The sequence below is a fragment of the Trichocoleus desertorum AS-A10 genome (genome assembly GCF_039962155.1).
Taxonomy (GTDB): Bacteria; Cyanobacteriota; Cyanobacteriia; order FACHB-46; family FACHB-46; genus Trichocoleus.
The window spans coordinates 39,946-63,745 of record NZ_JAMPKN010000002.1 but is presented as its reverse complement, the minus strand read 5'-3'; the positions used below and the strand labels follow the sequence as shown (position 1 = coordinate 63,745).

Here is a 23,800-nt window from a genome sequence, read left to right as displayed (position 1 = left end):
CATCTACCACGACTGTGGAGTTAATGGCAAACATTGACAGGGCTGTTGATGATTGCGGAGCTAGGTCTGTACTCTCTTCATCTAATACAATTTTGTTACTCAAAAATAAAACAGCCCAGTCGGGAACTTCTACTCTCAAGTAGCGTTCTAAATGTATACGGGTATCCAGTTAGACCAGTAAAGCTAAAGGCGCTTAACTTTTGTAATCAGCTTGAGCGAAGCGTTTTTAGAAAACCACGGTTGCTAATACCCTCTAAACCTTGTTTCTTTTTAGACATCTACTGATTCTATTACTTACTCCCTAGCAAGACTCAGCTCAGGATGACTGGACTAAAAATTTTTGGACTTGGTTGAATTCCCTGCTGCTGGAGTCGCGTTTTCTGTCCATTGTTTGTTCACCGTTCAGTGAGGATTCTTCTGTGATTAATCAATCAACCCGGTATGTTGTTTGTTTGGGTCTTTTAGCTGGAAGCTTGGCGATCTCAACGACCGCTCGGGCTGAAATTTCAGTAACTGGCGGTCGGACAAGTGGCGATGCAGCGTTCTTTGTGCCTGATGCTGCAACTACAACCACAACTACAACCACAACAAGCGGCTGTGGTTGTGACCAGACCAGCACTACTTCCGCTACCTCTACTCCCGCTCCTGGTGGCGACACGGTTCTATTCGATGCTAGAACTCGTCAACTGAGATTAGAAACGTCAGCGGGTGTAACGGTTAACTCTCGCTTTACCCCCACTGCTGGTCGTCTAGATGCCACTACGGGTGTGCCCAAGGGCGGTGAAACTGGACAACTTCAAGGTTTGCTCTCTGGTCGTGCTTTTACAGCCACAGGCAACCCAGTATTCTTCCAGAATGTAAAAACAACTCTGGATTTCAAACTCAACTCTTTTGCACCTGACAGTTTGATCGGCGGTACATTGATTACCCCACTAACAAGTGCGGGTGGCTCTAGCAATACCTCTAGTAATACCTCCAGTAATACCTCTAACAACACTTCAACCAATACTTCGACCAATACCTCAACTAATACTTCGACCAATACTTCGACCAACACCTCCAGCAATAGCTCAACAGACAGTTCTGCACCCCCAATCTTCTTGCCTATCACTGGGGTAACTCTGTCTCAAGAGTCCGCTAGTTCGTTCCAAGCGCAAGATGGTCAGCTCTACGTGGGTCAGTTTGAGGCCAATCTCCCTGGTGGCGCGATCGCTCTACCCTCTGACTATCGCTTCACTACCGCTAGTACTCAGCCAAATTTGCCTCCTAGCAATCCCATTGGCAGTGGCGACACCAAATTTAAATTTGAAGGTAAAGGCAACGGTACAACTACTTTTGTAAGCACTACTGGCACCAACAGCACTGTTGACTTCGATAGTGCTAGCAGCAAGACAGACTTCAAAATTGAGGGCACAAACTTCAAGATCGATGGTCGGAGTGATGGTCCCACAGATTTCAAACTTGGTGGTATCACTAGCACCGGCGTAACTGGCAACATTGCTTTCAAGGGTGATACCCAGTTCAAGATTGAAGGTCAGGGGATTGGTAATACTCAGCTTGATACTGCAACAGGTGAAGTTGGTTACAAGAGCACCAACAGCAACACCAAGTTCAAGATTGAAGTAGGTGCCAACAAGTTAGAAGGCAGCAGTGTTGGTGAAGCAGAAATCAATGTAGGTGGTATTGGCATCAGTTCTACTGGTAGCACCACAACCACTGGTGGCACAACGGGTGGTACAACCACAGGCGGTACAACGGGTGGTGCTACAGGTGGTACAACCACAGGCAGTACGACTGGCAGCACAACTACAACAACGGGTGGTGCATCCAGCGGTACAGCTAGCGGCAGCTTCACAGCCCAAACCACTTACATTCAACTCTTCACCGTTGACTCGCTCTCAACTAGCCAAGTTGCATACGTTGTCTCTCCGTCTAACAGTGATGACGACGGTGATGATGACGATGATGATAACGAGCTTGAGGTACGCCGTAGTGAACGTAATGAAGGCCGTGGTCGTGGTCGTCGGGTAGCGCGTGGTCGCCAAGGACAGACAACTTATGTCCTCGTTGGTCCTTCCAGCCGTGTCTTCCCCGGTTTGGTTGGTTTGAGACAACTACCACCCGCATCCAGCACCTCTACCAGTACCACTGAAGAATCGACTACCACTGAGTCCACCACTGGTACCACTGACTCGACTACTCCAACAACTGAGTCCACCACTGGTACTACCGAAGAGTCGACCACCACGACTGAGTCCGGTGCAACTGAATCCACCACCACAACTGAGTCCGGTGTAACTGAATCCACCACTACGACTGAGTCTGGTGCAACTGAGGCTACCACGACTGAATCCGGTGTAACGGAGGCTACCACGACTGAATCCAGCCCAAGTACGACTGATACCACAACCGAGGCTACCCCGACTGAGTCTGGCTCTACCACTCCAACGACCAGCCCTACCACTGGCACGAGTGATGACTCCACAACCATCAACTTCTCTAGCCCAGCGGGTACTGGAACGGTTCAGTTCACTCCTGCTCCCAGCACCAACCCATAGTTGGCAACTCCCCAGTTTATGACCTTGGTTAGCCGTGTAACTAAGGACAGACTAGGAAAGTTCTAAAAAGTTGTGAGGCAATCGCCCTAGGTTAATTCCTGGGGCGATTTTTATTCAAGATTCATCTACAAAGTTTCTAAGGTGTGACCCAACGGCGATCGCTTGCATCAATCAAGCAACTGCTTGGCTGACAATACCAGACCATTGCACTCGTTTTAAGCCATCACGACGGTAGGAGAAAAAGTGTTCTGGCTGTTGATAGGTGCAGTGGGGGGCGATCGCGACTTGTTCCGGACTAAGGCCAAGCTGTTCTAACTGCAAAGCATTGACTCGCCGCACATCAACTCGGATGCGATCGGGTTCTGCATCAGCAAGCACAGGTGGCTCAGGCAGTGCGTGAAGTTGCTCAATGACAGCCTTGGTGTCAGTATCAGCCGCTGGAGTGATGGTTACGCCCAGAACTGCCGCTACATCCAGCGAGACTTGATATACATCTCCGGCGATCGCGGGTCCCATCGCCACTCGGAGATTGTGCAGTTGGCTGCCTTGAGCTTGTAGACGAGCGATCGCTTGCGGCACAATTTTAGCAGCAGTTCCACGCCATCCCGCATGCACAGCCGCAACCTGACCTGTTGTCGCATCCGCAATTAGTACGGGTGTGCAGTCAGCACTACAGACCCAAACTGCTTGCTCCGCTTGTTCGGTTAGTAAACCATCAGCAGGTGGCAAATCTGGTTCAGAAGCACTTGTGTCATTGCCAGAAGTTAAGCTGAGTTCAATTTCTGAGGGAGCCAAAACGACGTTGCCGTGTACCTGCCTGACTCTATAAACCTGAGCCTCTGACTGTAAGGCGCTAACTAGATGACTTGGCGTTTGGGGCCAAAAGTGTTGCGTAAAGAAGCCATGAGACCATCTCTCTAAAAGGCTACAGGTAAGATAAGGCCGTCCGTCCCAAGTTTGCCAATGCCAAGTGTGCATGAAGAAGGTTCAGAGCTTTACAAAACGAAATCAGTCAAAAGGCAATGAGTCCATGCTAGCCTAAGCGACGATCTCTCCAGACTTTTGCCCGTGGGATTTGAGCATCAACGGTTTGAGCTAGCGCTACAGCAAGTACGACAACATCTATCTACCATCTTTCAACCACCCCATGTCTCCAATGTCTTGCCCCTGTCGTTGCAGGTATTCGAGGCTTTAGCTTCTACGAATCAAACCCTGTGGGAGTTGGTCAGTCAGGGCGCGATCGCGGGTACTGCTGTTTTAGCTTTGCAGCAAGAGTCAGGGCGCGGGCAGTGGGGCCGCCAGTGGCAGTCTCCTTTAGGGGGCTTGTACCTTTCGGTCGCGCTCAGTCCCGCTTTACCAGTTGCCAATAGTGCTCAACTGACTTTGTGTAGTGCTTGGGGAATCGCGACAGCGCTACGCAGCTATAACTTACCTGTGCAGTTGAAGTGGCCAAACGATTTAGTGCTCAACGGGCGCAAGTTGGGAGGCATTTTGACTGAAACTCGGATTCGTCAAGGTCAAGTGACCAAAGCCGTAGTGGGTGTCGGTATTAACTGGACGAATCCAGCTCCGACTACAGGGATTAACTTGGCAACGGCCTTAGCAGAACAGACGCAACCTGCGATTGATTCCTTAGAAATGTTGGCTGCGATCGCCCTACAAGGAATTGCGTCCGGATATGCAGCTTGGCGACAAGAAGGGATAGAAAACCTCTTGCCTGCTTACCTAAGCTTGTTGACGAGTTTAGGCCGCTCGATTGTGCTTGACGGTGTCGAGGGGACTATTGTAGGAGTCTCGGCAAATGGTGAATTACAGATCCGTTCAGCATCCAATGACCCGTCTTCTAGGGAAATTCTGCTAAAGCCCGGTACAATCAGTCTGGGTTATGACGTCTAGTTCCAAAAACAATCAAAAAAGCGCCCTTAATCTGAAGCTCATCCCCCCGTGGGATGACAGCCGAGGAACAAATTAAGTAAATAAAACGACTGATACTGCTAGCTTGAGCGACTTAAATGCGTAATAAGGGGACTGAAATGAACCAGCAGACTCGTTCTGCCCAACCTACGCTCAAAACCTCCCGTCAGCGTCCGCTTTGGATGCAAAGCCTTGCCTGTCTGGGTGGAATTGGACTTTTGAGTGCAGGGACGCTAGGAGCCCAAACCGCTCCGGTGGATTCTGTTGTAGTACCTGCAATTTCTGAGCCTCAATCAGCGCTGGAAGCCACTCCTATAGAAGCCGCTCCCGTTGATGCTCCTGCTGTAGTCGCTGAGCCAGAACAATTTGCGCCAGAAGCATCAGCAGAATTTGCGCCAGAACTCGCTCCAGAGCCCGCGATCGCAGCGCAGGAAGAGCCTGTTCCTAGTTTGGCTGTCCCAACTCAAGAGGAGCCGATTGCGGCCCCGCCAGCAGCCAACTCACCAGACGCGGTAGCAGCAGGGTCTGAACCGCCGAACTACAATAACGCCTATATTGACCCAACCCGTTACAACCTTGGAGCCACCGACCCTTACGAGCAGCCTAGCTCGGTAGTCTTATCGGAACGCTCAACAGGGTGTCAAGCGGTTCTATCGGGAGGCCAAGGCTTATCCGGTGGCATTTGTGGCACTGCCTCAGAGCCTGCTTCGGCTCAATCTGCACCTTGGCGTCCTGGCTCTGTAGAGAATACTTGGGCGAGCACATCAGGTGGCAGTCAAGGCGACAGTCAATGGGTTGCCGCCTCAAACTCACCAGCAGTGCAGTTAGGCCCGATCAACATCAGTGCTAGAGGGATTGGCATTGGTCAAACGACGGCTTCTGGACGCTCGTTTTACTACCAGACCGCTCGACCCACAGGCCGCTTGGGGAATGGCAACCTCAGATTGATCTTTCCTCTGTCACTTCCTGCTCCCATTACTTCCATTTTTGGTTGGCGCATTCACCCGATTAGCGGAGATAGCCGTTTTCATTCTGGTACCGACCTGGGTGCCCCAATGGGAACGCCAGTTGTGGCAGCTTATGCAGGTAAAGTCGCGATCGCAGACTTCCTGGGTGGCTATGGCCTAACCGTGACAATCGATCACAACAAAGGCAAGCAAGAAACCTTATATGCTCACCTTTCGGAAATCTTCGTCAAACCAGGCGAGGTGGTGAAGCAAGGCGCTGTAATTGGTCGGGTTGGCAGCACAGGTAACTCCACTGGCCCCCACTTGCACTTTGAGTTGCGCCAGCAAACGGCGAATGGTTGGGTGACGCTAGATCCTGGTGCACAGCTAGAACTAGCCGCCGCTGACCTCATTAAGTCCCTACAAACTGCCCAGACAGCCACTAAGTCAGTTCCTCAACCTCAAGGTTAGGAACCACACAGCTACACAGCGATCGCTAAGGTAAGGGAGAGTAATCACAACTCTCCCTTAACAGTTTTAGGCACTTATAAATAGCCGTGTTCGGTCAAGAAGGTGGGAGTAATCACCTCAGAGTTTGAGTGGACTGGCTCAGAATCATTGGATAGCTCGTTATAGCTGGCTGAGTTGAGGGTGTGTTCTAGCGCCTGCCCAGAGCCGAAACGGAGAAACTTTTCTACATACTTGCCCAGAACATCGCCCTCCAGGTTTACCCAACTGTCTGGCTGTAAATAATGCAGATTGGTTTCAGCGTAGGTGTGAGGAATCACGGCCACCTTAAACCAAGTGCCAGTGGTGTTGCACTCCGCTACAGTCAAGCTGACACCGTTGACAGCAATGCTGCCTTTCGGCACGATATAGCGAGCGATCGCTGGATCAGCCACCGTAAAACTCATTTCCCAAGAATTACCCGTTTCCTCTGCCGACTGAAGGCATCCGATCCCATCTACGTGACCTGTCACAAAGTGACCTCCGAGCTTACTGCCCACCCGCAGCGATGCCTCCAGGTTGACGTAACCTGCTTCTAGTTGTTTTTCTAGCGTGGTGCGACGGATGGTTTCGGGGGAAACGGCGGCTAGAAACCCTTGAGGCAAGATTTGTGTAACTGTGAGACAGACTCCATCCACCGCCACACTGTCACCCAGCGCTAAATCTTGCAAAATAAAATGGTAGGTACCAGAGGTACAGGTGACTTGGAGTTCATCTTCTCCCAAGCGTCTGATGGTTCCGAGTGCTTGCACAAGTCCTGTAAACACGGTTTTTAAATCACTCAAAACTGCTGAACTAAACTCTGATCAAAGGAAGCTCTGACTTTGGCTGGCTCTGTGCCTGAGTGACTCACTGCTTCGCTAGACTTTAGAAATATACTCATGGATTCAGGTCAGGGATCAGGGCATACTGAAGGTCAACCAATCAATTAAGCTTAATGACAACCAAGCGGAACTGTGATTTTGTGCTCCACCTTCTATGGTAGAGATAGCCTGGTTGGATTACTGTAGTTTTATTTATCCCGGTCATACTTTCACACGTCTGAATTTCGTTAACTAAGAGTGTATAGAGAACTAGGTGTATATAGAGGTAATGCGAGTTTGCTTCCAGGTCCAACCAGTCCAAGTGTATTCTCGACTCACAACTCTCTTTGCCAAGGATTGAGGCCAAACCAATGATTGAGATGAAAGTTGCTGGAATTGCGCTGGATGCAGCAACCCGCCACCCAATCGTACTCTTGAGGGATGCTTCTGAGCGTCGGGCTTTGCCAATCTATATTGGTCAGGACCAGGCCAGGGCAATTATCAATGCACTCGAAAACCAAGCGCCACCTCGGCCCCTTACCCACGACTTGATGATTAACATCCTGGAAGAGTGGGATATGGTTTTGGAGCGAATCATTATTCACTCCTTGCAGGACAACACTTTTTACGCGATCTTAACGGTTCGGCAAGGGGAGGTCAAAAAAGAGATTGACGCTCGCCCCAGTGATGCGATCGCCCTGGCTCTGCGGACGAATTGCTCAATTTGGGTGATGGAGGAAGTGGTAGCAGATGCTTCGATCCCAGTTGACCGAGACGCGGATGAAGCTGAGCGACAAGCCTTCCGGAGCTTCTTAGAAAATCTCCGCCCAGAAGACTTTACCCAGCGACGGGAATTCGGCAACGACTCCTAAAAATCTAACTTTAAGCATGCGCTATCGTCGGTTTGGTAAAACTAACCTGTTGCTGTCTGTCTTTTCTCTCGGAACGATGCGCTATTTGGCTTCTGAGGAAACGGCAGCCCAAACAGTCAGCCGAGCGATCGCTTTAGGCATTAACCATCTAGAAACGGCTAAAGGTTACGGTAAGAGCGAGCAGTACTTGGGCTATGCTCTGGCGCAATTGGCGATCCCTCGCTCTCAGCTTTACATCACCACTAAAATTTCTCCCACGCCTGATTCTGCCTCTATGTCTCGGCAGATTGATGAGTCTTTGGCTCGCCTAGGCACAGATTATGTGGATTGCTTAGCAGTACATGGCCTCAACACCGAGGAGCACCTAAGTTGGATTGAGGCGAAAAACGGCTGTATGCAGGCGGTGCAACAGGCTGTTGTGGATGGCAGAGTCCGGCATGTAGGTTTCTCCACCCACGGGCCGCTGGAGCTGATTCTGGCCGCGATCGCGACTGATTTATTTCAGTTCGTGAGTCTGCACTACTACTACTTTTTTCAGCGCAATGCGCCTGCAGTGGCATTAGCAGCGGCAAAAGACATGGGTGTGTTTATTATCTCGCCTGCTGATAAGGGAGGGCAGCTTTATACCCCGCCGCCGAAGCTGCAAGAGTTATGTGCGCCCTTATCCCCTTTACATTTCAACTATCGGTTTCTGCTTAGTGACTCCCGCATCACCACGCTGAGTGTCGGAGCAGCCAACCCAACTGAGCTAGACTGGCCTTTGAGCATAGCGGACTCTGATGGCACCTTGAACCCTACAGAAACAGAGATTCTGCAACGTCTGCAAGCTCATCAAGCCTCCGTACTAGGGCCAGATCAGTGCAGCCAGTGTTATGCTTGCCTGCCTTGTCCAGAAGCGATTCAGATTCCAGAAGTATTACGGCTACGGAACTTAGCGATCGCCTACGATATGACCAATTTCGGCCAATATCGCTACCGTATGTTTGAAAATGCAGGTCACTGGTTTCCGGGTATAAAAGCGAATCGCTGTACGGACTGTGGCGACTGCTTACCAAAATGTCCAGAACAACTGAATATCCCCGCTTTGCTCCAAGATGCTCATGAGCGCTTGAATGGCCCAGCGGGTCGGCGGCTTTGGAGCTAATCCAATTCCAGAGTTTGCGGTGAGTGGGATACTAACTCTATCCGAGTTCGTCATTAATTTCGTGAAGTGCTGGGCTGGGAGGCTAGATCTGTGCAAGCAAGAATTGTACAAGCTAAAACTGTGCAAGCAAGAATTGTGCAGATCAAAGGGCAGCGAGGAGCAAAATTACCATCTGGCAGGGCGAGAATAGCGCGATCGCTGGAACTGCTGGGTTTTGCGGGGGCGCTCGTAGTAGGTTTGAGCCAACCGCTCCTCGCTCAAGTGCCTTTAGAGCCTATTCCTGACCCTTTAGACACTGAGTTGGTTGAGCAACAGCAAGAAAGTGCGCCAATGCTGACTCCTGGTGCTTGTACCGTAGGTGATGCGGTGATCACTTCCAATACCATTTGCCAGAGCAATATTACAATTCCGAGTTTGTGGTGGCTAGAGGAGCAATATCGGCAACTGAATGGCAAGCTTGTCAACACTTGGTTAGCTTACCCAGAGGCTAGTGGCAGGTCTCGGCGGGTAGATTTAGTGGTGAATCAACAAGTCTGGAGCTTGCTCGATTACTTGGAGCGCTACAAATTTACGGACTGGTTTGGCACAACCGCTAGAGATTACGGCTTTAGCACCAGAGTTTTTAATAGTCAGGGCCGCTTGTTAGCAGCTTATACCTGCGCTTTTTCACCTGCTAGCCCATCTGCTCAGGCAACACCGACCTGCCGCCTCTTTGTTGATGCTTTAGGGAAAAACGGCTTGGGTAGACCGATTCAGTCATCCCCTTGAGGAAGTTGGGCGCACTGCAAGCCATAAAGATTGATATTGCTCGCTCGCCTTTGCCGATAGGGGGTAGAGAAACTCACTCTTCTCAATCACTGATGGCTCAGGTAGTAAGACGGGTTGCTTCTGTAAAGCCTCGGGCAAGGTGGCGCGATCGCGTCCTACTACTGCGGGCGAAGCAGCTTGGCTCAAAATTGAAAGCTGAATCGCGGTTTGGGGTTGTAAACAGAAATCTAGCCACTGTTCTGACAAACTTGGTTGGCCGCTATTGCTGGCTGTGGTTGGGGGGGCTACCGTAGGACGTACCCAAAGCTCTGACCAAAGCTTTGTGCCTGAGCGTGGAACAACAGCAGCAATTTGGCGATTATTTTTCATCAAGCTTAGAACATCAGTGGACCAACCTACCGCCAGCCAAGTGTCCCCTAAAATCAAGGGTTGCAGATAATTGGTGGAGCTATAGAACTTAACTTGTTGGTGTAGCGCCTGCAATTCTGACTTGAGAGCAGCTACCTTGGTCAAATCTTCTGTGTTGTAAGAATGATTTAATTTCTTCAGCGTTAGGCCAATGACTTCCCTGGGTTGATCTAATAGCGAGATGCGATCGCGCAGTTCAGGTCGCCACAGGTCGCTCCAATCGGTAGGCACAGCCCAGCCTTGCTCAGCAAATTTGTCAGCACGGTAAGCAATCACAGTCGTACCCCAACGATACGGCATGCCCCAAACTTGACCCTGCTCCGCCACTTGTCCTTGGCGATCGCGAGTCACGAGCTTTTGCCAAGCAGAGGGTACTTGGGCCCAAGCGGCCACCTGTTGAGGGTTGAGGGGTTGAATCAAGTTTTGTTGAATTGCCTGAGCCAACCAATAATCTCCCAGAGTTACCAAATCGGGTACTCCTGTAGCAGCACCTTGCCGATTCCGAGAAACGAATGGCCAGGAGGTCTGGGGTTGGGGCTGCGTGGAGGCTGCTGGACGCTTCCAATTCTGTAGAAGCTGAAACAACTGACCGAGTTGAGGCTCTGGGGCAAAGTCAAGCCGAGCGGGCTGCTGGAGACTCCGACGAAATTTGTCCAAAATCTGTGGTGGAATCGAACTTTTGAGTAACCGAACCCTCAAAGCTTCGCGGGCTGAACCGTTACACCCTGCTAGCGCTTGGCTCAGCCCTAAAACGCCAACTCCTTGAAGAAAAGACCGTCGATCCATTGAACTGCTGCGACTCCTACGCCGACTGTTTGTGCTCAACCCCAAAGCCAATTAGATCAATTACGCTCGGAATTTCGTGGGGTCGAGGCCGCTGATACGTCACGATGGTGCGGAGGCGTACGTTTGGTGCAATTAAACGCATTTGATCAACCGCTACAGAACGATTGTAGAACGTTGTCATTTCCAACGTTTGACGAGTGCGCTGATAGGTAAAGCGACCCGCGATCGCACCCGCTTCTGAATAAGCTGCATTACGTAGGTAAAACCCCTGAATAATTTCTCCTGCTGTTTAGGTCGAGATCTGGGCTGCGATCGGCAACAGCGGCGCGTTGCCAGTGGTATTGGAAGCTACAACTAAGCTATCCGCAACAAATAAGGCTTGCAGGCTCATTGCCACGGTTTCTCCAGTCTCGGAGCGAGTATTAAAAGTGATCGCAAATCCTGGCAAGTTGTCTTGATCCTCGATCAAAGCTGAAAAGTCATTTTCCGCCACTTGTAATTGTAATGTTGCGGTCTCAGAGAGAAGCAAAATCTGCTTTTTATCTGCCGCAGTCAGGGGTTGAACTTGGTATTCCGTGTAAGAACGCTCGAGCCTACTTTCAGTAACAAAATGGTAAGTTCTCTCAGTTGTCCCTGTCCCAGCACAGGTAATGAAAAAATCCTTAAAGCTCAGCATTTCTTTCGACAATGACGGTTGGATTTCTTTTGAGTAACTCTTTAGCCAATTGGACAGTTAGCTTTAATTAGCAATAAGTAGTACAAAAGTTTAATTAGTTGTTAGGACTAGCGCTTATTTCATATAGATAGCAGCATGAGTATACATCCTGAGCCGAGTAGAGAGATTAAGCAGGGCACAGAGCTACAACTAGTTTGGCTACGCGCGATCGCCTGAAAACTTGAAAAAGCTGCTCAGATTAGGCCTGCTGCAACCGTTCTAGAAGCTGAGACTACCAGGGAGCTGGCTAGCAGCTGTTTTTTTGAAGCTGAGATACCTTCCTAAACCTAAGCTTAAGAATCGAGGTTGTTACAGTTTGAATGATTGTGATGGTAACTACCAAAACTCTTGCTGTTCTAGGAGTACAGTCTAGAATTGGGCAGGATTTAGATAAATTCAATAATGAGATTTTGCATTGAGTTTGATTAATTTTTGGAGAGATTAAATCGTTTAATTGTTGGCTCAAATTTATTAAAAAGCTGATGAATTGCTACTTTGTCGAAAGGTTAAATTATTCAGCACTAGTCGTCATATTTGGGAATCCTTTCTTAGGATAAAGAGAATTCATTAGGCTACTAGGGCACCCCATGGATCCAATTCAAGAACAAGTCATTGCCTTAAATACAAAAGTTGATGGACTTCAGAAGCAGATGATTGAGCATTTCAACCATCGACTTTCAGAAGCTGTAGCTGAAATGAAGCTATTGGTAATGCAGGGAGCACCATCGACTCAGCTAGAAGCTCACGGCAGACGATATCCCTATTCAACTCATAGCAGCCGTGAGATGGGGATGGATCATAAAGATGTGTTGACTGATACCAGCTACCCCAGCATGGAAGATCAAAGTAGCGAGCGCGATCTAGCGCCCGAGATTCAAATTCGTCGGCTAACAGTTCAGTTGACTGCGGCTTACAATCGCATTGCGGCTCTAGAAGAGCAATTGCTATCTCAAAGAGTTCACTAGCGAACGCAATCCTGCAATTCGAGTGCAATTGAGTTCATAACTAGCTTAAGAGTGATTGAGAAGCAAATTTTGCCTTGAGTCAGCTTGACAGTAGCGTTCTGCCAACGCCTCGATCGCTTGCAGCAATTGCGCTTGACTCCAGTTTTGATAAAGAGAAGCTGCGATCGCACAACCGCCAGCCCCTACGCCTTCTTTCACATATCCTTGCTCATAAGCTTGGAGCTGTGAGTAGCGAGCTGCTGTAAATTGCAGCTGGGTAGCTAAAAGCGGGACCGTGCCAATTAGATTGGCTAAGCCTACCGTGTCTCCTGTCGCATCTTCAGCAACCCAGCGAGTTGTGCCGACGACAATCTGCTCTGGTTGCCATGACAAAGTGTAAGTAGTCGCGATCGCTCGTAACAAAGCATAGACCGCCAACATCTGGGTGCCTCCGGCTAGCATGACGCCACAACTTCGACTAGCCGCGATCGCCATGCCCGCAACTACAATTTGCATCGGATCGCCTACTGCGGCTACCAACTGAAGCGGATCAACCTCGGAGTTAACCAAACCCGCTTGCCGCAAACCTGCCTGGACAACTGCCCACTTTTGGCTATGGTTGCAGGTAGGGTGACTGCTGTTGACTTTGCCAGCCGCTGCAAGACCGAGACCTGTCAAAATGGCTAGAGCTGTGGTTGTGCCACCCACAACGCATTCTCCCAAAATTAAGTAGCCTTGGGGAACTTGAGCCGCGAGCTGCTGGCCCCAAGCCAATCCTTGCTCCAGCAGATGTTGAACGACTGGTCGGCTTAAGGCTTGGCCTTGGCTTAAACATGCCGCAGCAGTCCCCCCCAAATCAACGCAAGGAACTGGGGGGGGAACGGGTAAACCAGCATTAAATAAGTAAAGTGGAATTGCTTGGGCCTCCACGACAGCCCGTGAAATTAAAACCGGGGATGCACCAGCCTGGAGGGGCGGCAAAGCATATTGAGAAGCAGCTTGAGGTCCCTGGTAGAGGAATTCGGCATCAGCGATCGCGGTATAGCGCCGATCTTGTGGGGTAGCACCCGCCGCAGAAATGCCTGGAATTAGACCCGTGGCTGTAAACCCAAGTACACAGGCGAATAAAGGGCGACGCCGTTGGTAGCGCTGGAGCCAATGCTGTCCTAACTGCGCTTGCGTATAAACCCGAATCATCTCGGCTAGAGACATTAATCAGCCTCGTAATCCAGAATCACCTGTACCCACTTAGGAGGCGCTGGGATCGGGTTGCCTAAACGCTCTAAAAGCAACCAAGCTGCTAGATGGACAACAAAAAGATAAACAATATTGTTGATTACAATCATGATCGCCGCGATCGCTTGAACCAACGCTAGTTCAGGCTGGATCAACAGCCCTAGCTTCACAAAACCCCATTCCACCAATTCTGTAATTTGAGTGGTGATATAAGCCCACAGATCGTCACCCAGCAAAATCGAAACTAGCCAAATCCGGAAAAAGAAGCCAAAAGTGCCAATAATGGTGCCGATACTGATGGAAACAAACCAGTTTGCTCGCCGCCGCCAAAGCGCTCCTAATTGAACTCCCAACAGCCCAAAAGGCATTAAAAACAGAATGCTACGGGTTGGCCCCATGAGGACTGATAGCAGCAACCCAGACACTAGGGCTGACATCCAAGCAGCGCGGTGTCCCCAGCGCAAGTAGGTCAGGGCAATGGGGACCGGGAAAAAAATCCGTAATAAAGGCCCCATCGGGAAGTAATAGTTGACCAGCCAAATCAGGCTCGCTGTACTGGCTAAGAAAGCAGTCTCCACCATAGCTAGAGGAGCTGCACTCGTGACCTGTGGTTCAGCTAGAGCCGTTGAAGTATGAAGGTCAGTGGGCCTAGTGGAGCTTGATTCAGGAGATGAAGATTGAGTAGGACCCGGCTGAGAATCAGGCGGTCTCTCTGAGTGGCGGTCTTCGGAAGAATCACTCATGCACAGTTAGGTAAGCTAGCAGATCTACTCTATACCTAAACTCTAGACCCCATCCGCTAGTTCGGGTCAGTCTCGGCAGGAGCTAAATTGCCGCGATCGCCCCTGCCTCACTTAAACCAACAGGCGCTCCAGAGCGTGCATATCCGGAATGCAGAGAATGTCGCGATCGCGAACAATCAATTCCTTTTTTTCCAGCTTATTCAAGACCCGCGTCACAGTTTCACGCGCTAAACCACTCAAGCTGCTCAGTTCCCGGTGCGGCAAGTTAGGAATTTCAACTCCCTTTTGGCTCCGTTTTCCCTGCCCCTCAGCTAGAAACAACAAAATATCCGCCACGCGAGAGGTACTGTCAGACTCTCGCAACCGCAACCGTCGATTCACTTGGCGTAGCCGTCGTGCCATCAGCTGAGCTAGACGAATGCCTGCCGTTGGCTCTGTATGAATTAACTGGACAAAATCTTGGGCTGGCATATTGCCAATCACAGTAGGCGCCAAGGTAATGACATCTGTAGATCTAGGTACTTCATCTAGCGGAGCCATTTCTCCAAATAATTCACCCTTACCAAGAATGTTGAGGGTGACCTCTTTGCCATCTAAGTTATAAGTCCGAATCTTGACCCAACCGTCCAAAATAAAGTAGACAGAACTACCCCAGTCATTTTCTAATAAAATTACTTGGCCAGAAGGATGGCTACGCATGACAACATGGGCCGTAGCCTTTTCGACCGTAGCCTCTGGTAAGCCTTCAAAGAAAGGAGCAGAGCGAATTAGTGCAGGGCTAGACTGAGGTTCACGAGGGCTATACCGATCTTCCATGGGGCCATTGCATTGTAATTTCTATAAAGTCAGTCAGACTAAGTGGCCTAGCAATCTAGGGCCTATTAATGTCGATAATGCTTACCCTAAGGGTAGTCAGCCAGGCAAAGTGGCATTACTCCTATGGCTGAAGTTGACTCTCAATCTTGAAGCTAGCCCCGCAACTCCCTAGCCCACCGACTTGACCCATCTGACTCAACTCAGACGAAGCATCTAAAAATAGGACACATTTGAAAGTCTAAGATACTTAAGCTGATATGAGAAATATCATTGCTACCAATCCGCCCTAGTAGCAAGGAAATCCACAGCAATAATAGCTTAAAGTTTTCCCACTTTTAGACAGAAGTGTTTGCCGAGCTACCAGATTAGTTAGACTGGCCTGACCTGCCGCTTGGATTCAGGGACGAGAGGAGAACAATCTTTTATTGACACTAAATGTGACTCCCAATGGTGAGATATAACCCAATTTGACTGGTAGGCAGCTCAGCAAGTCCTCTAAAGCGAGATAAATTTCGCCAAGTCGTAGAAGTTTTAGCCTGTTCTGGCGTAAACTTTGTCCAACTGTTGGCCTGCTGGTCAACTGAAATCTTCAAAATTATTTCAGTTGGCAAAAATCTAGCAGTGCTTGATAGTGCTTGGAGTTAAATTAATTCTGGCAATCGCAAAACGATGACTAATATGAAGATTAATAACCAGAGCTTCGTTGATTTTTGATTAGCTTCAAACTAGCTTCTACACTGTAGCCTTAACCCACCTCTGGAAATTGCTTAACCCTCACTTTTAGCCCAAGTTCTAGATGAAGGGGGCAAATGATCGAAAAGCTCACTTTAGACTAGAGGAAAATTAGCCCTCTGGCTGGGCAAACTAATCTTTGAAGCATCCAGAGCCGTGATCGCTTTATACCTGTCAAGTTCTAGTCAGGGGTTCCATCGTGACTTCTCAGAAGGACCAAATCCAAACACTGATTGCTGAAATCGATAAAGTTCTCCAGAAACCTAGTACCCGCTTACCTTGGGTCATGTCTGGAGAGACGACTCAGCAGCGCCGAGTGTTAGAGCGAGTTCGCAGCTATCTTGTCTCTGTACAACAGCGGATGGTTGCCGATGAACTCTCTCAGACTAGAACCAAATCTAATTTATCGACCTACGATATCCAGTATCAACCCACTCAGAATCCTGACTACGTCAGAGCCCCGATCGCGCCAGTTGGCAACAGCCAAGACGAAGCAGCACGGCAGATTCTCCAGGTTGTAGCTCAAGAAATGGATCATCTGCGCTCCAGCCTAACGCAGCCCCTACAGGCAGATTTGGAGGCATTACGGCAACAGCGCGAGGCTTTAGTTCAGGAAATTAGACAGTTAGAGTCGCAACGGCATCACTACTCTCTAGCGCAGCAGCAAGCAAATCAGCAGAAAATCATCGGCGAGTTTCTACAAGTGCTGATGGGGCGTCTGCAAGATAGCTTGACTCAGCAGGTTGCCCAAACTTTATCGACTTTACAGTCTCAATCAGTTTATGAAGGTCAGTCTACTGAGGCGATCGCTTTAGGTGGCCGCACGGCTGCTAATCAACCTTTGCTAAACCCAGGCCAACGAGTAGAACAACTGCAAGTGTTGCAAGCCCGCTCGGATCAGTTGTTGATGAACCTGGATTCAACTCTGAGTGTGGTGTTTGAAGCCTTACAAAGGAATGTCCAAAGCTATGAGGAGTCGCTTTCCACGGGGTTAGAGCGCATGCATGACCTAGGCCAACAAGGGGAAGTCATGTTCACCGCTTTGGTCAGTCACTTAGCTCAACAATTAGGTCGAGAAGCATCTTCGTTCCTTTACACTATGCCAACCCCAGAGTTGGAGTCGGGTGATGCCACTAGTCCTGAAACGACGGCCCCATTAACCTCAATTTCCCCGGCTGCTGAGTCTAGCGCTACACCCGCTGCTATATCCCCTAATGAGTCACGCACTCAAGTTCCGCAGGGAATTAAGCTTGATCCAGCCGCTCTAGAGCTGCCTTATGCCGGCGCTGAGCTACGACGCGAAAGCCAGCCGCCGTTAGAGCCACCATTGCTGCCAGAGCTGGAGGATGATGATTCTCTGGAAGACTTAAACCTAGAGAGCCTTAATCTAGCGGATATTGAGTTGGAGGACGATCTAGACAAGCTGCTGGATGTAGACCTCGATAGCATAGGACTGGAGCAAGCTGCTACTCCAACCAATGATTTACCAGATAACTTAACGCCATCAACTCCTCAGCCTACTCTCCAAAGTTCTGCGGCTCCTTCAGCGAGTCCTGCAAACGTGGTCCCTACTGCTTCGGAGCTAGAGTTTTTGGCGCAGCTTGATATTGCTTTGCACGACCAAGATGCTGAAGCGGATGTAGCGGATGCCTTGGAGCCAACCACAGGGTTAGAAGATTTAGTTGGAGCAACTTCTAACGCAGAAGCCTTTAGCCTTGAAACTGCCGAGTCTAGCCTGGCAGATGATGACCTTTATGACAGTTTGTTTGGTTCTGATGATTTAGTTTCTGGCTTGGAACCACAGGCGGAAATACCAGGCTTGACTTCTGCTGCATCAACACCTGCGGCGGCTCTGTCAGATACTCCTGAGACCGCTGATCCAAACCTTGCCTTAGCTGAATCTACGGCAGAATTGCAAGCGCGAACGTCACCAGACAGCTCTCTGTCCTCCCCGGCAACTAACGATTTGTTTGATGGGCTTGAAGAGGTGGCATCAGGGCCAAGTCCAACTCCTCAGGCTGCGATCGCAGAGGATCTCCCAGCAGACTTATTTTCTGCTGCCCCTGAGCCTGATGAAACAGTGACTACCCTAGAAGATTTCTTGTTTGCAGATGCAGCTGAACCAGTTCCTAGTGATGAGAATCCTGACCTGCTCAGCTTTGATTTGCCGCCCACGCAGGCGATCGCTCCCAGTGCAGTAGCAAGCTCAGTGACCAGTTCAGCAGCTACAAATTCAGCGGCTATAGGCTCTGGAGCACTCGATTCGGAAGCACTAAATTTAGAGGAATTTGGCTCTAGCTTTGCAGACGAGTTGGATGACGCTGATCCGTTAGCTGAATTGGCGGAGTTGCTGGGTGGGGCTGAGGTCGTGGACGAGCAACTGACTTCTACGCCTCCTATGGTTTCTGCTACGCCTATGGCTCCGTCTAGCTCAGTAACATTTGAGGCTGAAGATGAGCTACTGCTGTCAGAGCGATCGCTACAGGATGTCCCATCGCTGAGTGGACCTGATGCTTATGCTCTGGATGATACCTACATACCAGCAGCGCCGGAAGAATCGCTCATCGCAATTGATGATGACTTAGGCGATGAAACAGCTGATGGCTTGTGGCTGGATGAAAATGTGGTTCAGCAGTTGAATGAAGACTTGTTTAGCTTAGAGGATTCCAACCTTTTTCCTGACTATTCAGGGACGGAGGCTATGGAGATAGAGACTAGCAACGTGAGTGATCAACCCCTGCCATCCAGCGACTCATTGCCAGCAAAGAACCCAAACCAGTCGCCTGCGTGGGATACTGCTCAGTTTCCTGAGCCTCAGGATTGGGATCGTCTCACCTTGGAAGACTTTGCAGAAACCCTACCGGAAACATTGCCTCCTGTGGAGCCTGAAGCGTCTGTAGAGACGGAAGAGACGGAAGCTCTGTCGAATGACCTCTTAGCTCTTTGGGAGGACGCAGATTTAGAACTACCTGCTGATCCAACGACTGATTTAACCTTGGATGGGTTTGATTTGTTAGCAGACTCTCCTGCGATCGCTCCTCCTAGCTCGTCAGATGTCTCAGTTAAGCCAATGGCTTCTGCCCAGCCTATCGACCACCCACCTACAGAACTGGATACGCAGAACTTAACCATAGATGATGCGTTTATGGATTTTCTGGAAGCTACGAATTCTCCCACAGCAGAAAGTAGCGATCGCACTCTAACGCCTCCTGAAACGTCGAATCTCCAGTCCGACGAAAAAAAAAAGATCCAGTAGAGACACCCGCATCTGATAGGGTGCTGGAGGATCACAACTATTCAGATGAGCTGTTGAACCAAGTATCTCAACCTGCGGGTTTTGATACCGCAGCAGAAGTTGTCCCTGAAACCGTCCAATCTGCTACGACATCCGTCGCTGAGCCGCCCACCGGATCTGACGATCAAACTTTGCCAGCCCAGCCTTCAGTCTCAGAAGCGGTAGGAGGGGTGAAGCAGAGTTGGTATTTGGGGATTGATTGCGGTACCACTGGTTTCTCGGCTGTCTTGCTCGATCGCGTTAGTCAAAAGCTGCATCCGATTTACTGGCGAGAGCGAGGAGGCCTTGAAGCCGAAACTAAATCTTATCGTCTGCCAACCGCTGTCTATTTGCCAGCTCAGCCATTGACGTCTCATGGATTGTCGGAGACTAGGGTTGCGGTGGGTTCGCAAGCAATAGCGCTGGCTTTACGCGATCGCGATGCCATAGCCGTTGATACCTTAGCCTTGCCAGGAGGGCCTGAGCTCACACCAGAGTTATTCATCCAGAACATTAAACCGTATCTGAAAGTTGGTATTCCCCATTACGCTACAGCCACCGATAGCTGGGAACCTGTAATTCAATGGTCTGACTACCGCCAAATTCCTCTCAGTTGGTTACAGCAGGCCTTGCAATCATTGTTGCAAACCCTGAGTCCAGTTACTAGCAACTCCGATGTCATCTGTGCTGCCAATGGTCTAGATGCCCCCGCTCTCAAGTCCGCTTTGGCTCAGTTAGAAGGGGTAATTCTTGGCTACCCAGCTAATTGGCCAGATACCTATAACTTTAATTTGCGAGAAGCAGTTCTAGAAGCCAAATTAGTCTCTCGCCCCGAGCAAATTTTCTTTGTCGAAGATGCGATCGCCGCTGTCTTGTCGGAGCTGCGTAATCCTAACCGCTCTCAGTGGAAAGGTGGCACCCTGGTGATCAATGCAGGAGCAACCACCAGTGAAATGGTTCTGGTGAATTTACCCGACCATCTCCCTGACTTGACCCATAGTGACTTCAGTCTGCGTAGCCTACCCTATGCAGGCAATGTGATTGACCAAGATATTATTTGCCAACTACTGCATCCCCAGTGGTTTCGGCAATCTCGCACAGCCAACCGGAGCAATGTCGTAGAGACTCAATGGCACTGGCAGGCAGAAGCCTCAGCGTTGGATGGTCTATCTTGGGATAGCTTAGGGTTAGATACTATACCACTGCCAATTCCCGGCGAACCCGACCTGGAAACTCGTCATCGCCTACAACAACGCTTAGAAAGCTCACCCTTAGGCCAAGGGTTGTTGGAAGCCGCTAGGCATCTGAAGCTGATCTTGCAACACGAAGAGCAATTCACGTTTGAGTTGGGTGATCAGCGTTGGATGATTATGCGACGGCAATTAGAAAGCCAAGTATTTCTCCCCTTTATCCAGCGTCTGAACCGAGAATTAAATGTTTTGCTAAGCCAGACAGGGCTGCCGATGCAAGCAATTAATCAGGCAATTTGTACTGGAGGCACTGCTTCTTTGCCTGCGATCGCGCGTTGGCTACGCCAGAAGTTGCCTAATGCCACGATTATTCAAGATACTTACCAAGGCGATCGCAGCTTGAATATAGGCGATAAAACTGCCTATTCAGAAGACATTGACGATGTCACAACTTCTGGAGCCGCCGAACCTAAAACCGCTATTCTGGGCGATCGCTTGGTTTCTTGTAGCCGTGTTGCTTACGGATTAGCAGCGCTGCCGTTGTATCCTCAAGTGCTAGACTTGCCTCGCCAGCAGTATGGGGATTATTTCTTGCTTTTAGAGTTATTACGAGCTTTTCCCTCTCAGCCTGTTTCGATCGCTGGAATTATGCAGCTTTTGGAGCGCCGAGGCATTAACACTCATTCTTGTCAGCTACATATTCTGGCGCTGCTGGAAGGGCATTTACCACCAGGTCTAGTGCCCTTGGAGCAAGATAGGAATTGCCTCACAGAATCGTCGAAACAATATCTGGACGGACATGCTCTAACTGCCGCTCCCCTCTTTTTGAAGGAGGGTAATCAAGTCTATCGCCCGAATCTAGAGCAATGTCGGCGTTTACAAGAGTACCTGTCTCAAGTGATGGCCAATACCAAACAAACTTTGGAAGAGCCATTTGCAGTTAATTTGAGCTTGGCTGTTGAATAGGCGGGCGATCGCTTCTACAGGGTCTCTGCCTAAATGCTCTGCCTCTTTCCGGTTCCTTTAGGCTGATACTGGCCTGTTTGCTATCAGTGTTTGCTGTTATGTGCAGTTGAGCTTAACCGTTGATTTGCATAAGGGCCTTCAGTATTCCTATACAAGCTATGTTGTTTCAGGGCTTTTGCTGAAGCCGCTTACTCTGGAGCAGGGGCTTTCATACTCGTACACCGCATTACCACAGCGGTAGCACGAGGTGAAGTTCTTGGAACTCTTCAGAGTCGCACTTTAACTGAGTTTTTTACTGCAACAACCACATCGGAATTTTATATAACCAGTCATAAGTTCAAAGATTGGACGAACCTCCCTTGTTTTCCTTTCGGTTTGTAAAGGTGCCTTCGTATAGTTGCAAGTGAGGACCCTTAGAGCAACTCACCTATCAGCTGTGATTACAACTTCTGATTTCTCTTCTACTAACTTCACCACCAGTGGTTTCACCAAATTTGGTTGTGCTGCTGATGTACACCCATCAGTCAATCATAAAATCAAGCGCTTCCTAGATATTCTTGGTGCATTAGTAGGATTGGTCATGACTGCCGTGATCGCTATTCCAGTTGCGATCGCAATCCAGCTAGATAATCCAGGCCCTATTCTCTACAGCCAGATGCGCTGCGGCTGTCAAGGTCATCCCTTTCGCATTTGGAAGTTCCGTTCCATGGTGGCGAATGCGGAGCAACTGAAGCATTTGGTCACCAATGAAGCTAAAGGTCATATCTTCAAAAACCAAGCCGATCCTCGCGTGACTCGTGTGGGTCGCTTTCTGCGGCGAACCAGTTTAGATGAATTACCCCAGTTTTGGAATGTCTTAATAGGAGACATGAGCTTGGTTGGAACTCGTCCGCCTACCATAGACGAAGTCAAACGCTACAACAAGCGTCACTGGCAACGACTCAATGTGAAGCCTGGTATGACGGGTGAGTGGCAAGTACATGGTCGGTCCACTGTAAAAGATTTTGAACAGATTATTAGCTTAGATCTCCGCTACCAACGCCGCTGGTCTATTGCTTACGACCTCTACCTGATCATTAAAACGATTGGAGTTGTTCTTAATAAGGACGGAGCTTGCTAGATTAATTCCTCAACATTTCTATAACATAAGGTGAAGATCTGCTGTGCGGCGTCTTCACCTTAAACCCGTTTATTCACTCCAGCGAGGAACATCAGTCGGTACGATGGCAGATAGCTTGGCTCATATTACCGACTTTATACTTTATGACTGTTCCTACCTGGATTACCCTATCTCGTTTACTAGGCGTGCCTTTGCTGCTTTACGGTCTGCACGAGCCTACTCCAGAAGCTCGCTGGTTTTGTGTAGCCATCTTCCTCATTGCCGCAGGAACAGATTGGTTAGATGGTTATTTAGCCCGTAAGCTCAATCAAGTCACAGATTTAGGCAAGTTTCTTGATCCCCTAGTCGATAAACTGCTAGTGCTAGCGCCGTTGCTGTCTTTAATTGAGCTAGGTCAAGTGCCTGCTTGGGGAGTGTTTTTGATTCTGGGACGAGAGCTGGCGATCGCAGGCTGGCGGGTAAACCCATCCATGACAGGCGGCACCATTACAGGAGCTAATATCTGGGGCAAGCTCAAAACAGTGAGTCAAATTTTAGCGATCGCCCTTTTAATTGCACCTTTGCCTGCTATCTGGAGTACGCCTAGTCTGATAGCATTTTGGGTTGCGGTCGGCCTCACTTGGGTCTCGGGTGCAATCTATTTGTGGCCCCAGCAGTCTCAATCTGTTTCTTGATGACAGGCAGCAATTCTTCACCATCGCTTGCTATCAAGACACAACTAGCGATAAAATTGGAGACCGTGTCGAATTAAAGCCAGTCCATGCCAAAACTGAAGACTCGTAAGGCTGCTGCTAAGCGTTTTAGAGCCAGCGGCAGCGGTAAAATCCTGCGCCGTAAAGCTTTCAAGAACCACTTGCTAGAGCACAAAAGCGCTAAGCGCAGAAACCAGCTCTCCCATGTAGCGGTTGTGCATGAAAGAGACGAAGAAAACGTGCGGTTGATGCTTCCTTATCTATAAAAGTTACTAGGACAATAAATCAATGACACGAGTAAAACGCGGCAATGTCGCTCGTAAGCGCCGCAAAAAGATTCTAAAGCTAGCGAAGGGTTTTCGGGGGTCTCACTCTCGCCTCTTCCGTACCGCTAACCAACAAGTGATGAAGGCATTGCGGAACGCCTACCGCGATCGCCGTAAACGGAAGAGAGACTTTCGTCGCCTGTGGATTGCTCGCATTAACGCAGCATCCCGTCAGCATGGCATGAGCTACAGTCAGTTAATTGGCAACCTCAAAAAAGCTGACATTCAACTCAACCGTAAAATGTTGGCACAACTGGCGGTTCTAGATCCGGCGGGCTTCGGTAGAGTTCTAGAATTGGCGAGTCAAGCAAAGTCAGCCTAAGTGAAAAACTAGGTAAG

22 protein-coding genes are annotated in these 23,800 nt (G+C 49.5%); 13 read left to right on the top strand and 9 right to left on the bottom strand.

What is annotated here, in order from left to right; genetic code table 11:
* Positions 1 to 419 precede the first annotated feature (419 nt).
* Complete coding sequence (locus NDA01_RS04105) at positions 420 to 2,558, top strand: hypothetical protein (protein ID WP_348226986.1); 2,139 nt, start codon at positions 420 to 422, stop codon at positions 2,556 to 2,558.
* A gap of 171 nt (positions 2,559 to 2,729) precedes the next feature.
* Here NDA01_RS04105 and pgeF read toward each other — a convergent pair whose 3' ends face one another.
* Positions 2,730 to 3,536, bottom strand: coding sequence for a peptidoglycan editing factor PgeF (pgeF, locus tag NDA01_RS04100; protein WP_348226985.1), 807 nt, complete (start codon positions 3,534 to 3,536; stop codon positions 2,730 to 2,732).
* 90 nt (positions 3,537 to 3,626) lie between these two features.
* On the opposite strand from pgeF, the gene NDA01_RS04095 reads away from it, so the two are divergent.
* Entirely contained in the window at positions 3,627 to 4,454 is an 828-nt protein-coding gene (locus NDA01_RS04095) for a biotin--[acetyl-CoA-carboxylase] ligase (protein ID WP_348226984.1), read from the top strand.
* Between the two features lie 137 nt (positions 4,455 to 4,591).
* Entirely contained in the window at positions 4,592 to 5,890 is a 1,299-nt protein-coding gene (locus NDA01_RS04090) for a peptidoglycan DD-metalloendopeptidase family protein (protein WP_348226983.1), read from the top strand.
* Positions 5,891 to 5,964: 74 nt separating this feature from the next.
* Here the strand turns inward: NDA01_RS04090 and ribE are convergent, their stop codons facing one another.
* On the bottom strand, positions 5,965 to 6,711 hold the full coding sequence (gene ribE, locus NDA01_RS04085; RefSeq protein WP_431193313.1) for a riboflavin synthase: 747 nt from the start codon (positions 6,709 to 6,711) through the stop codon (positions 5,965 to 5,967).
* Between the two features lie 389 nt (positions 6,712 to 7,100).
* On the opposite strand from ribE, the gene NDA01_RS04080 reads away from it, so the two are divergent.
* The 3 genes from NDA01_RS04080 to NDA01_RS04070 all read left to right on the top strand — a co-directional run bounded on the left by NDA01_RS04080 (position 7,101) and on the right by NDA01_RS04070 (position 9,513).
* Positions 7,101 to 7,601: a bifunctional nuclease family protein gene (locus tag NDA01_RS04080; protein ID WP_190431645.1), complete on the top strand. Its 501-nt coding sequence runs from the start codon at positions 7,101 to 7,103 to the stop codon at positions 7,599 to 7,601.
* Between the two features lie 16 nt (positions 7,602 to 7,617).
* Entirely contained in the window at positions 7,618 to 8,745 is a 1,128-nt protein-coding gene (locus NDA01_RS04075; RefSeq protein WP_348226982.1) for an aldo/keto reductase, read from the top strand.
* A gap of 90 nt (positions 8,746 to 8,835) precedes the next feature.
* Positions 8,836 to 9,513 carry a hypothetical protein gene (locus NDA01_RS04070; RefSeq protein ID WP_348226981.1) on the top strand — a complete coding sequence of 226 codons (678 nt, stop codon included), beginning with the start codon at positions 8,836 to 8,838 and terminating at the stop codon, positions 9,511 to 9,513.
* Here the strand turns inward: NDA01_RS04070 and NDA01_RS04065 are convergent.
* The 3 genes from NDA01_RS04065 to NDA01_RS04055 are packed head-to-tail and all read right to left on the bottom strand — an operon-like array spanning position 9,502 to position 11,383.
* Positions 9,502 to 10,707, bottom strand: a complete 1,206-nt coding sequence (locus tag NDA01_RS04065; protein WP_348226980.1) for an extracellular solute-binding protein — start codon at positions 10,705 to 10,707, stop codon at positions 9,502 to 9,504. The two genes, NDA01_RS04070 and NDA01_RS04065, sit on opposite strands and share 12 nt — an antisense overlap.
* A gap of 16 nt (positions 10,708 to 10,723) precedes the next feature.
* Entirely contained in the window at positions 10,724 to 10,981 is a 258-nt protein-coding gene (locus NDA01_RS04060; protein WP_348227328.1) for a phycobiliprotein lyase, read from the bottom strand.
* Positions 10,982 to 10,996: 15 nt separating this feature from the next.
* Entirely contained in the window at positions 10,997 to 11,383 is a 387-nt protein-coding gene (locus NDA01_RS04055; protein ID WP_348226979.1) for a phycobiliprotein lyase, read from the bottom strand.
* Between the two features lie 626 nt (positions 11,384 to 12,009).
* On the opposite strand from NDA01_RS04055, the gene NDA01_RS04050 reads away from it, so the two are divergent.
* Positions 12,010 to 12,387, top strand: a complete 378-nt coding sequence (locus tag NDA01_RS04050) for a hypothetical protein (RefSeq protein ID WP_190550611.1) — start codon at positions 12,010 to 12,012, stop codon at positions 12,385 to 12,387.
* 45 nt (positions 12,388 to 12,432) lie between these two features.
* On the opposite strand, the gene cobT is transcribed toward NDA01_RS04050, so the two are convergent.
* The 4 genes from cobT to NDA01_RS04030 form a co-directional block, all read right to left on the bottom strand.
* Positions 12,433 to 13,578 carry a nicotinate mononucleotide-dependent phosphoribosyltransferase CobT gene (gene cobT, locus NDA01_RS04045; protein WP_431193312.1) on the bottom strand — a complete coding sequence of 382 codons (1,146 nt, stop codon included), beginning with the start codon at positions 13,576 to 13,578 and terminating at the stop codon, positions 12,433 to 12,435.
* A complete protein-coding gene (locus NDA01_RS04040; protein ID WP_348226978.1) occupies positions 13,578 to 14,345 on the bottom strand; it encodes a DUF2232 domain-containing protein in 768 nt (255 codons plus the stop codon). Before NDA01_RS04040 ends, cobT begins: the two co-directional genes overlap by 1 nt.
* 111 nt (positions 14,346 to 14,456) lie before the next feature.
* Positions 14,457 to 15,161 (bottom strand): Crp/Fnr family transcriptional regulator, encoded by a 705-nt coding sequence (locus NDA01_RS04035; RefSeq protein ID WP_190431657.1) that lies wholly within the window; start codon positions 15,159 to 15,161, stop codon positions 14,457 to 14,459.
* A gap of 431 nt (positions 15,162 to 15,592) precedes the next feature.
* Positions 15,593 to 15,754, bottom strand: a complete 162-nt coding sequence (locus tag NDA01_RS04030; protein WP_348226977.1) for a hypothetical protein — start codon at positions 15,752 to 15,754, stop codon at positions 15,593 to 15,595.
* A 338-nt stretch (positions 15,755 to 16,092) separates the two neighbouring features.
* On the opposite strand from NDA01_RS04030, the gene NDA01_RS04025 reads away from it, so the two are divergent.
* From NDA01_RS04025 to rplT, 6 genes are all read left to right on the top strand, one after another.
* The gene (locus NDA01_RS04025; protein ID WP_348226976.1) at positions 16,093 to 19,149 is read left to right on the top strand and encodes a hypothetical protein; all 3,057 of its coding nucleotides are present in this window, start codon (positions 16,093 to 16,095) and stop codon (positions 19,147 to 19,149) included.
* 53 nt (positions 19,150 to 19,202) lie between these two features.
* A complete protein-coding gene (locus tag NDA01_RS04020) occupies positions 19,203 to 21,323 on the top strand; it encodes a hypothetical protein (RefSeq protein WP_348226975.1) in 2,121 nt (706 codons plus the stop codon).
* A gap of 436 nt (positions 21,324 to 21,759) precedes the next feature.
* Positions 21,760 to 22,443, top strand: coding sequence for a sugar transferase (locus NDA01_RS04015; protein ID WP_190556033.1), 684 nt, complete (start codon positions 21,760 to 21,762; stop codon positions 22,441 to 22,443).
* A gap of 143 nt (positions 22,444 to 22,586) precedes the next feature.
* The gene (gene pgsA, locus NDA01_RS04010; protein ID WP_190556031.1) at positions 22,587 to 23,117 is read left to right on the top strand and encodes a CDP-diacylglycerol--glycerol-3-phosphate 3-phosphatidyltransferase; all 531 of its coding nucleotides are present in this window, start codon (positions 22,587 to 22,589) and stop codon (positions 23,115 to 23,117) included.
* 86 nt (positions 23,118 to 23,203) lie between these two features.
* Positions 23,204 to 23,401 (top strand): 50S ribosomal protein L35, encoded by a 198-nt coding sequence (gene rpmI, locus NDA01_RS04005; protein ID WP_190431667.1) that lies wholly within the window; start codon positions 23,204 to 23,206, stop codon positions 23,399 to 23,401.
* A 22-nt stretch (positions 23,402 to 23,423) separates the two neighbouring features.
* Positions 23,424 to 23,783 carry a 50S ribosomal protein L20 gene (rplT, locus tag NDA01_RS04000; RefSeq protein WP_190431669.1) on the top strand — a complete coding sequence of 120 codons (360 nt, stop codon included), beginning with the start codon at positions 23,424 to 23,426 and terminating at the stop codon, positions 23,781 to 23,783.
* Positions 23,784 to 23,800: the final 17 nt, after the last annotated feature.

What these genes read in the sequence shown, in the direction of transcription:
- NDA01_RS04065 (WP_348226980.1), bottom strand. Translation starts at nt 10,707, where the DNA reads ATGGATCGACGGTCTTTTCTTCAAGGAGTTGGCGTTTTAGGGCTGAGC.
- pgeF (WP_348226985.1), bottom strand. Translation starts at nt 3,536, where the DNA reads ATGCACACTTGGCATTGGCAAACTTGGGACGGACGGCCTTATCTTACC.
- NDA01_RS04035 (WP_190431657.1), bottom strand. Translation starts at nt 15,161, where the DNA reads ATGGAAGATCGGTATAGCCCTCGTGAACCTCAGTCTAGCCCTGCACTA.
- NDA01_RS04040 (WP_348226978.1), bottom strand. Translation starts at nt 14,345, where the DNA reads ATGAGTGATTCTTCCGAAGACCGCCACTCAGAGAGACCGCCTGATTCT.
- NDA01_RS04075 (WP_348226982.1), top strand. Translation starts at nt 7,618, where the DNA reads ATGCGCTATCGTCGGTTTGGTAAAACTAACCTGTTGCTGTCTGTCTTT.
- NDA01_RS04080 (WP_190431645.1), top strand. Translation starts at nt 7,101, where the DNA reads ATGATTGAGATGAAAGTTGCTGGAATTGCGCTGGATGCAGCAACCCGC.
- NDA01_RS04055 (WP_348226979.1), bottom strand. Translation starts at nt 11,383, where the DNA reads ATGCTGAGCTTTAAGGATTTTTTCATTACCTGTGCTGGGACAGGGACA.
- pgsA (WP_190556031.1), top strand. Translation starts at nt 22,587, where the DNA reads ATGACTGTTCCTACCTGGATTACCCTATCTCGTTTACTAGGCGTGCCT.
- rpmI (WP_190431667.1), top strand. Translation starts at nt 23,204, where the DNA reads ATGCCAAAACTGAAGACTCGTAAGGCTGCTGCTAAGCGTTTTAGAGCC.
- cobT (WP_431193312.1), bottom strand. Translation starts at nt 13,578, where the DNA reads ATGTCTCTAGCCGAGATGATTCGGGTTTATACGCAAGCGCAGTTAGGA.
- NDA01_RS04050 (WP_190550611.1), top strand. Translation starts at nt 12,010, where the DNA reads ATGGATCCAATTCAAGAACAAGTCATTGCCTTAAATACAAAAGTTGAT.
- NDA01_RS04090 (WP_348226983.1), top strand. Translation starts at nt 4,592, where the DNA reads ATGAACCAGCAGACTCGTTCTGCCCAACCTACGCTCAAAACCTCCCGT.
- rplT (WP_190431669.1), top strand. Translation starts at nt 23,424, where the DNA reads ATGACACGAGTAAAACGCGGCAATGTCGCTCGTAAGCGCCGCAAAAAG.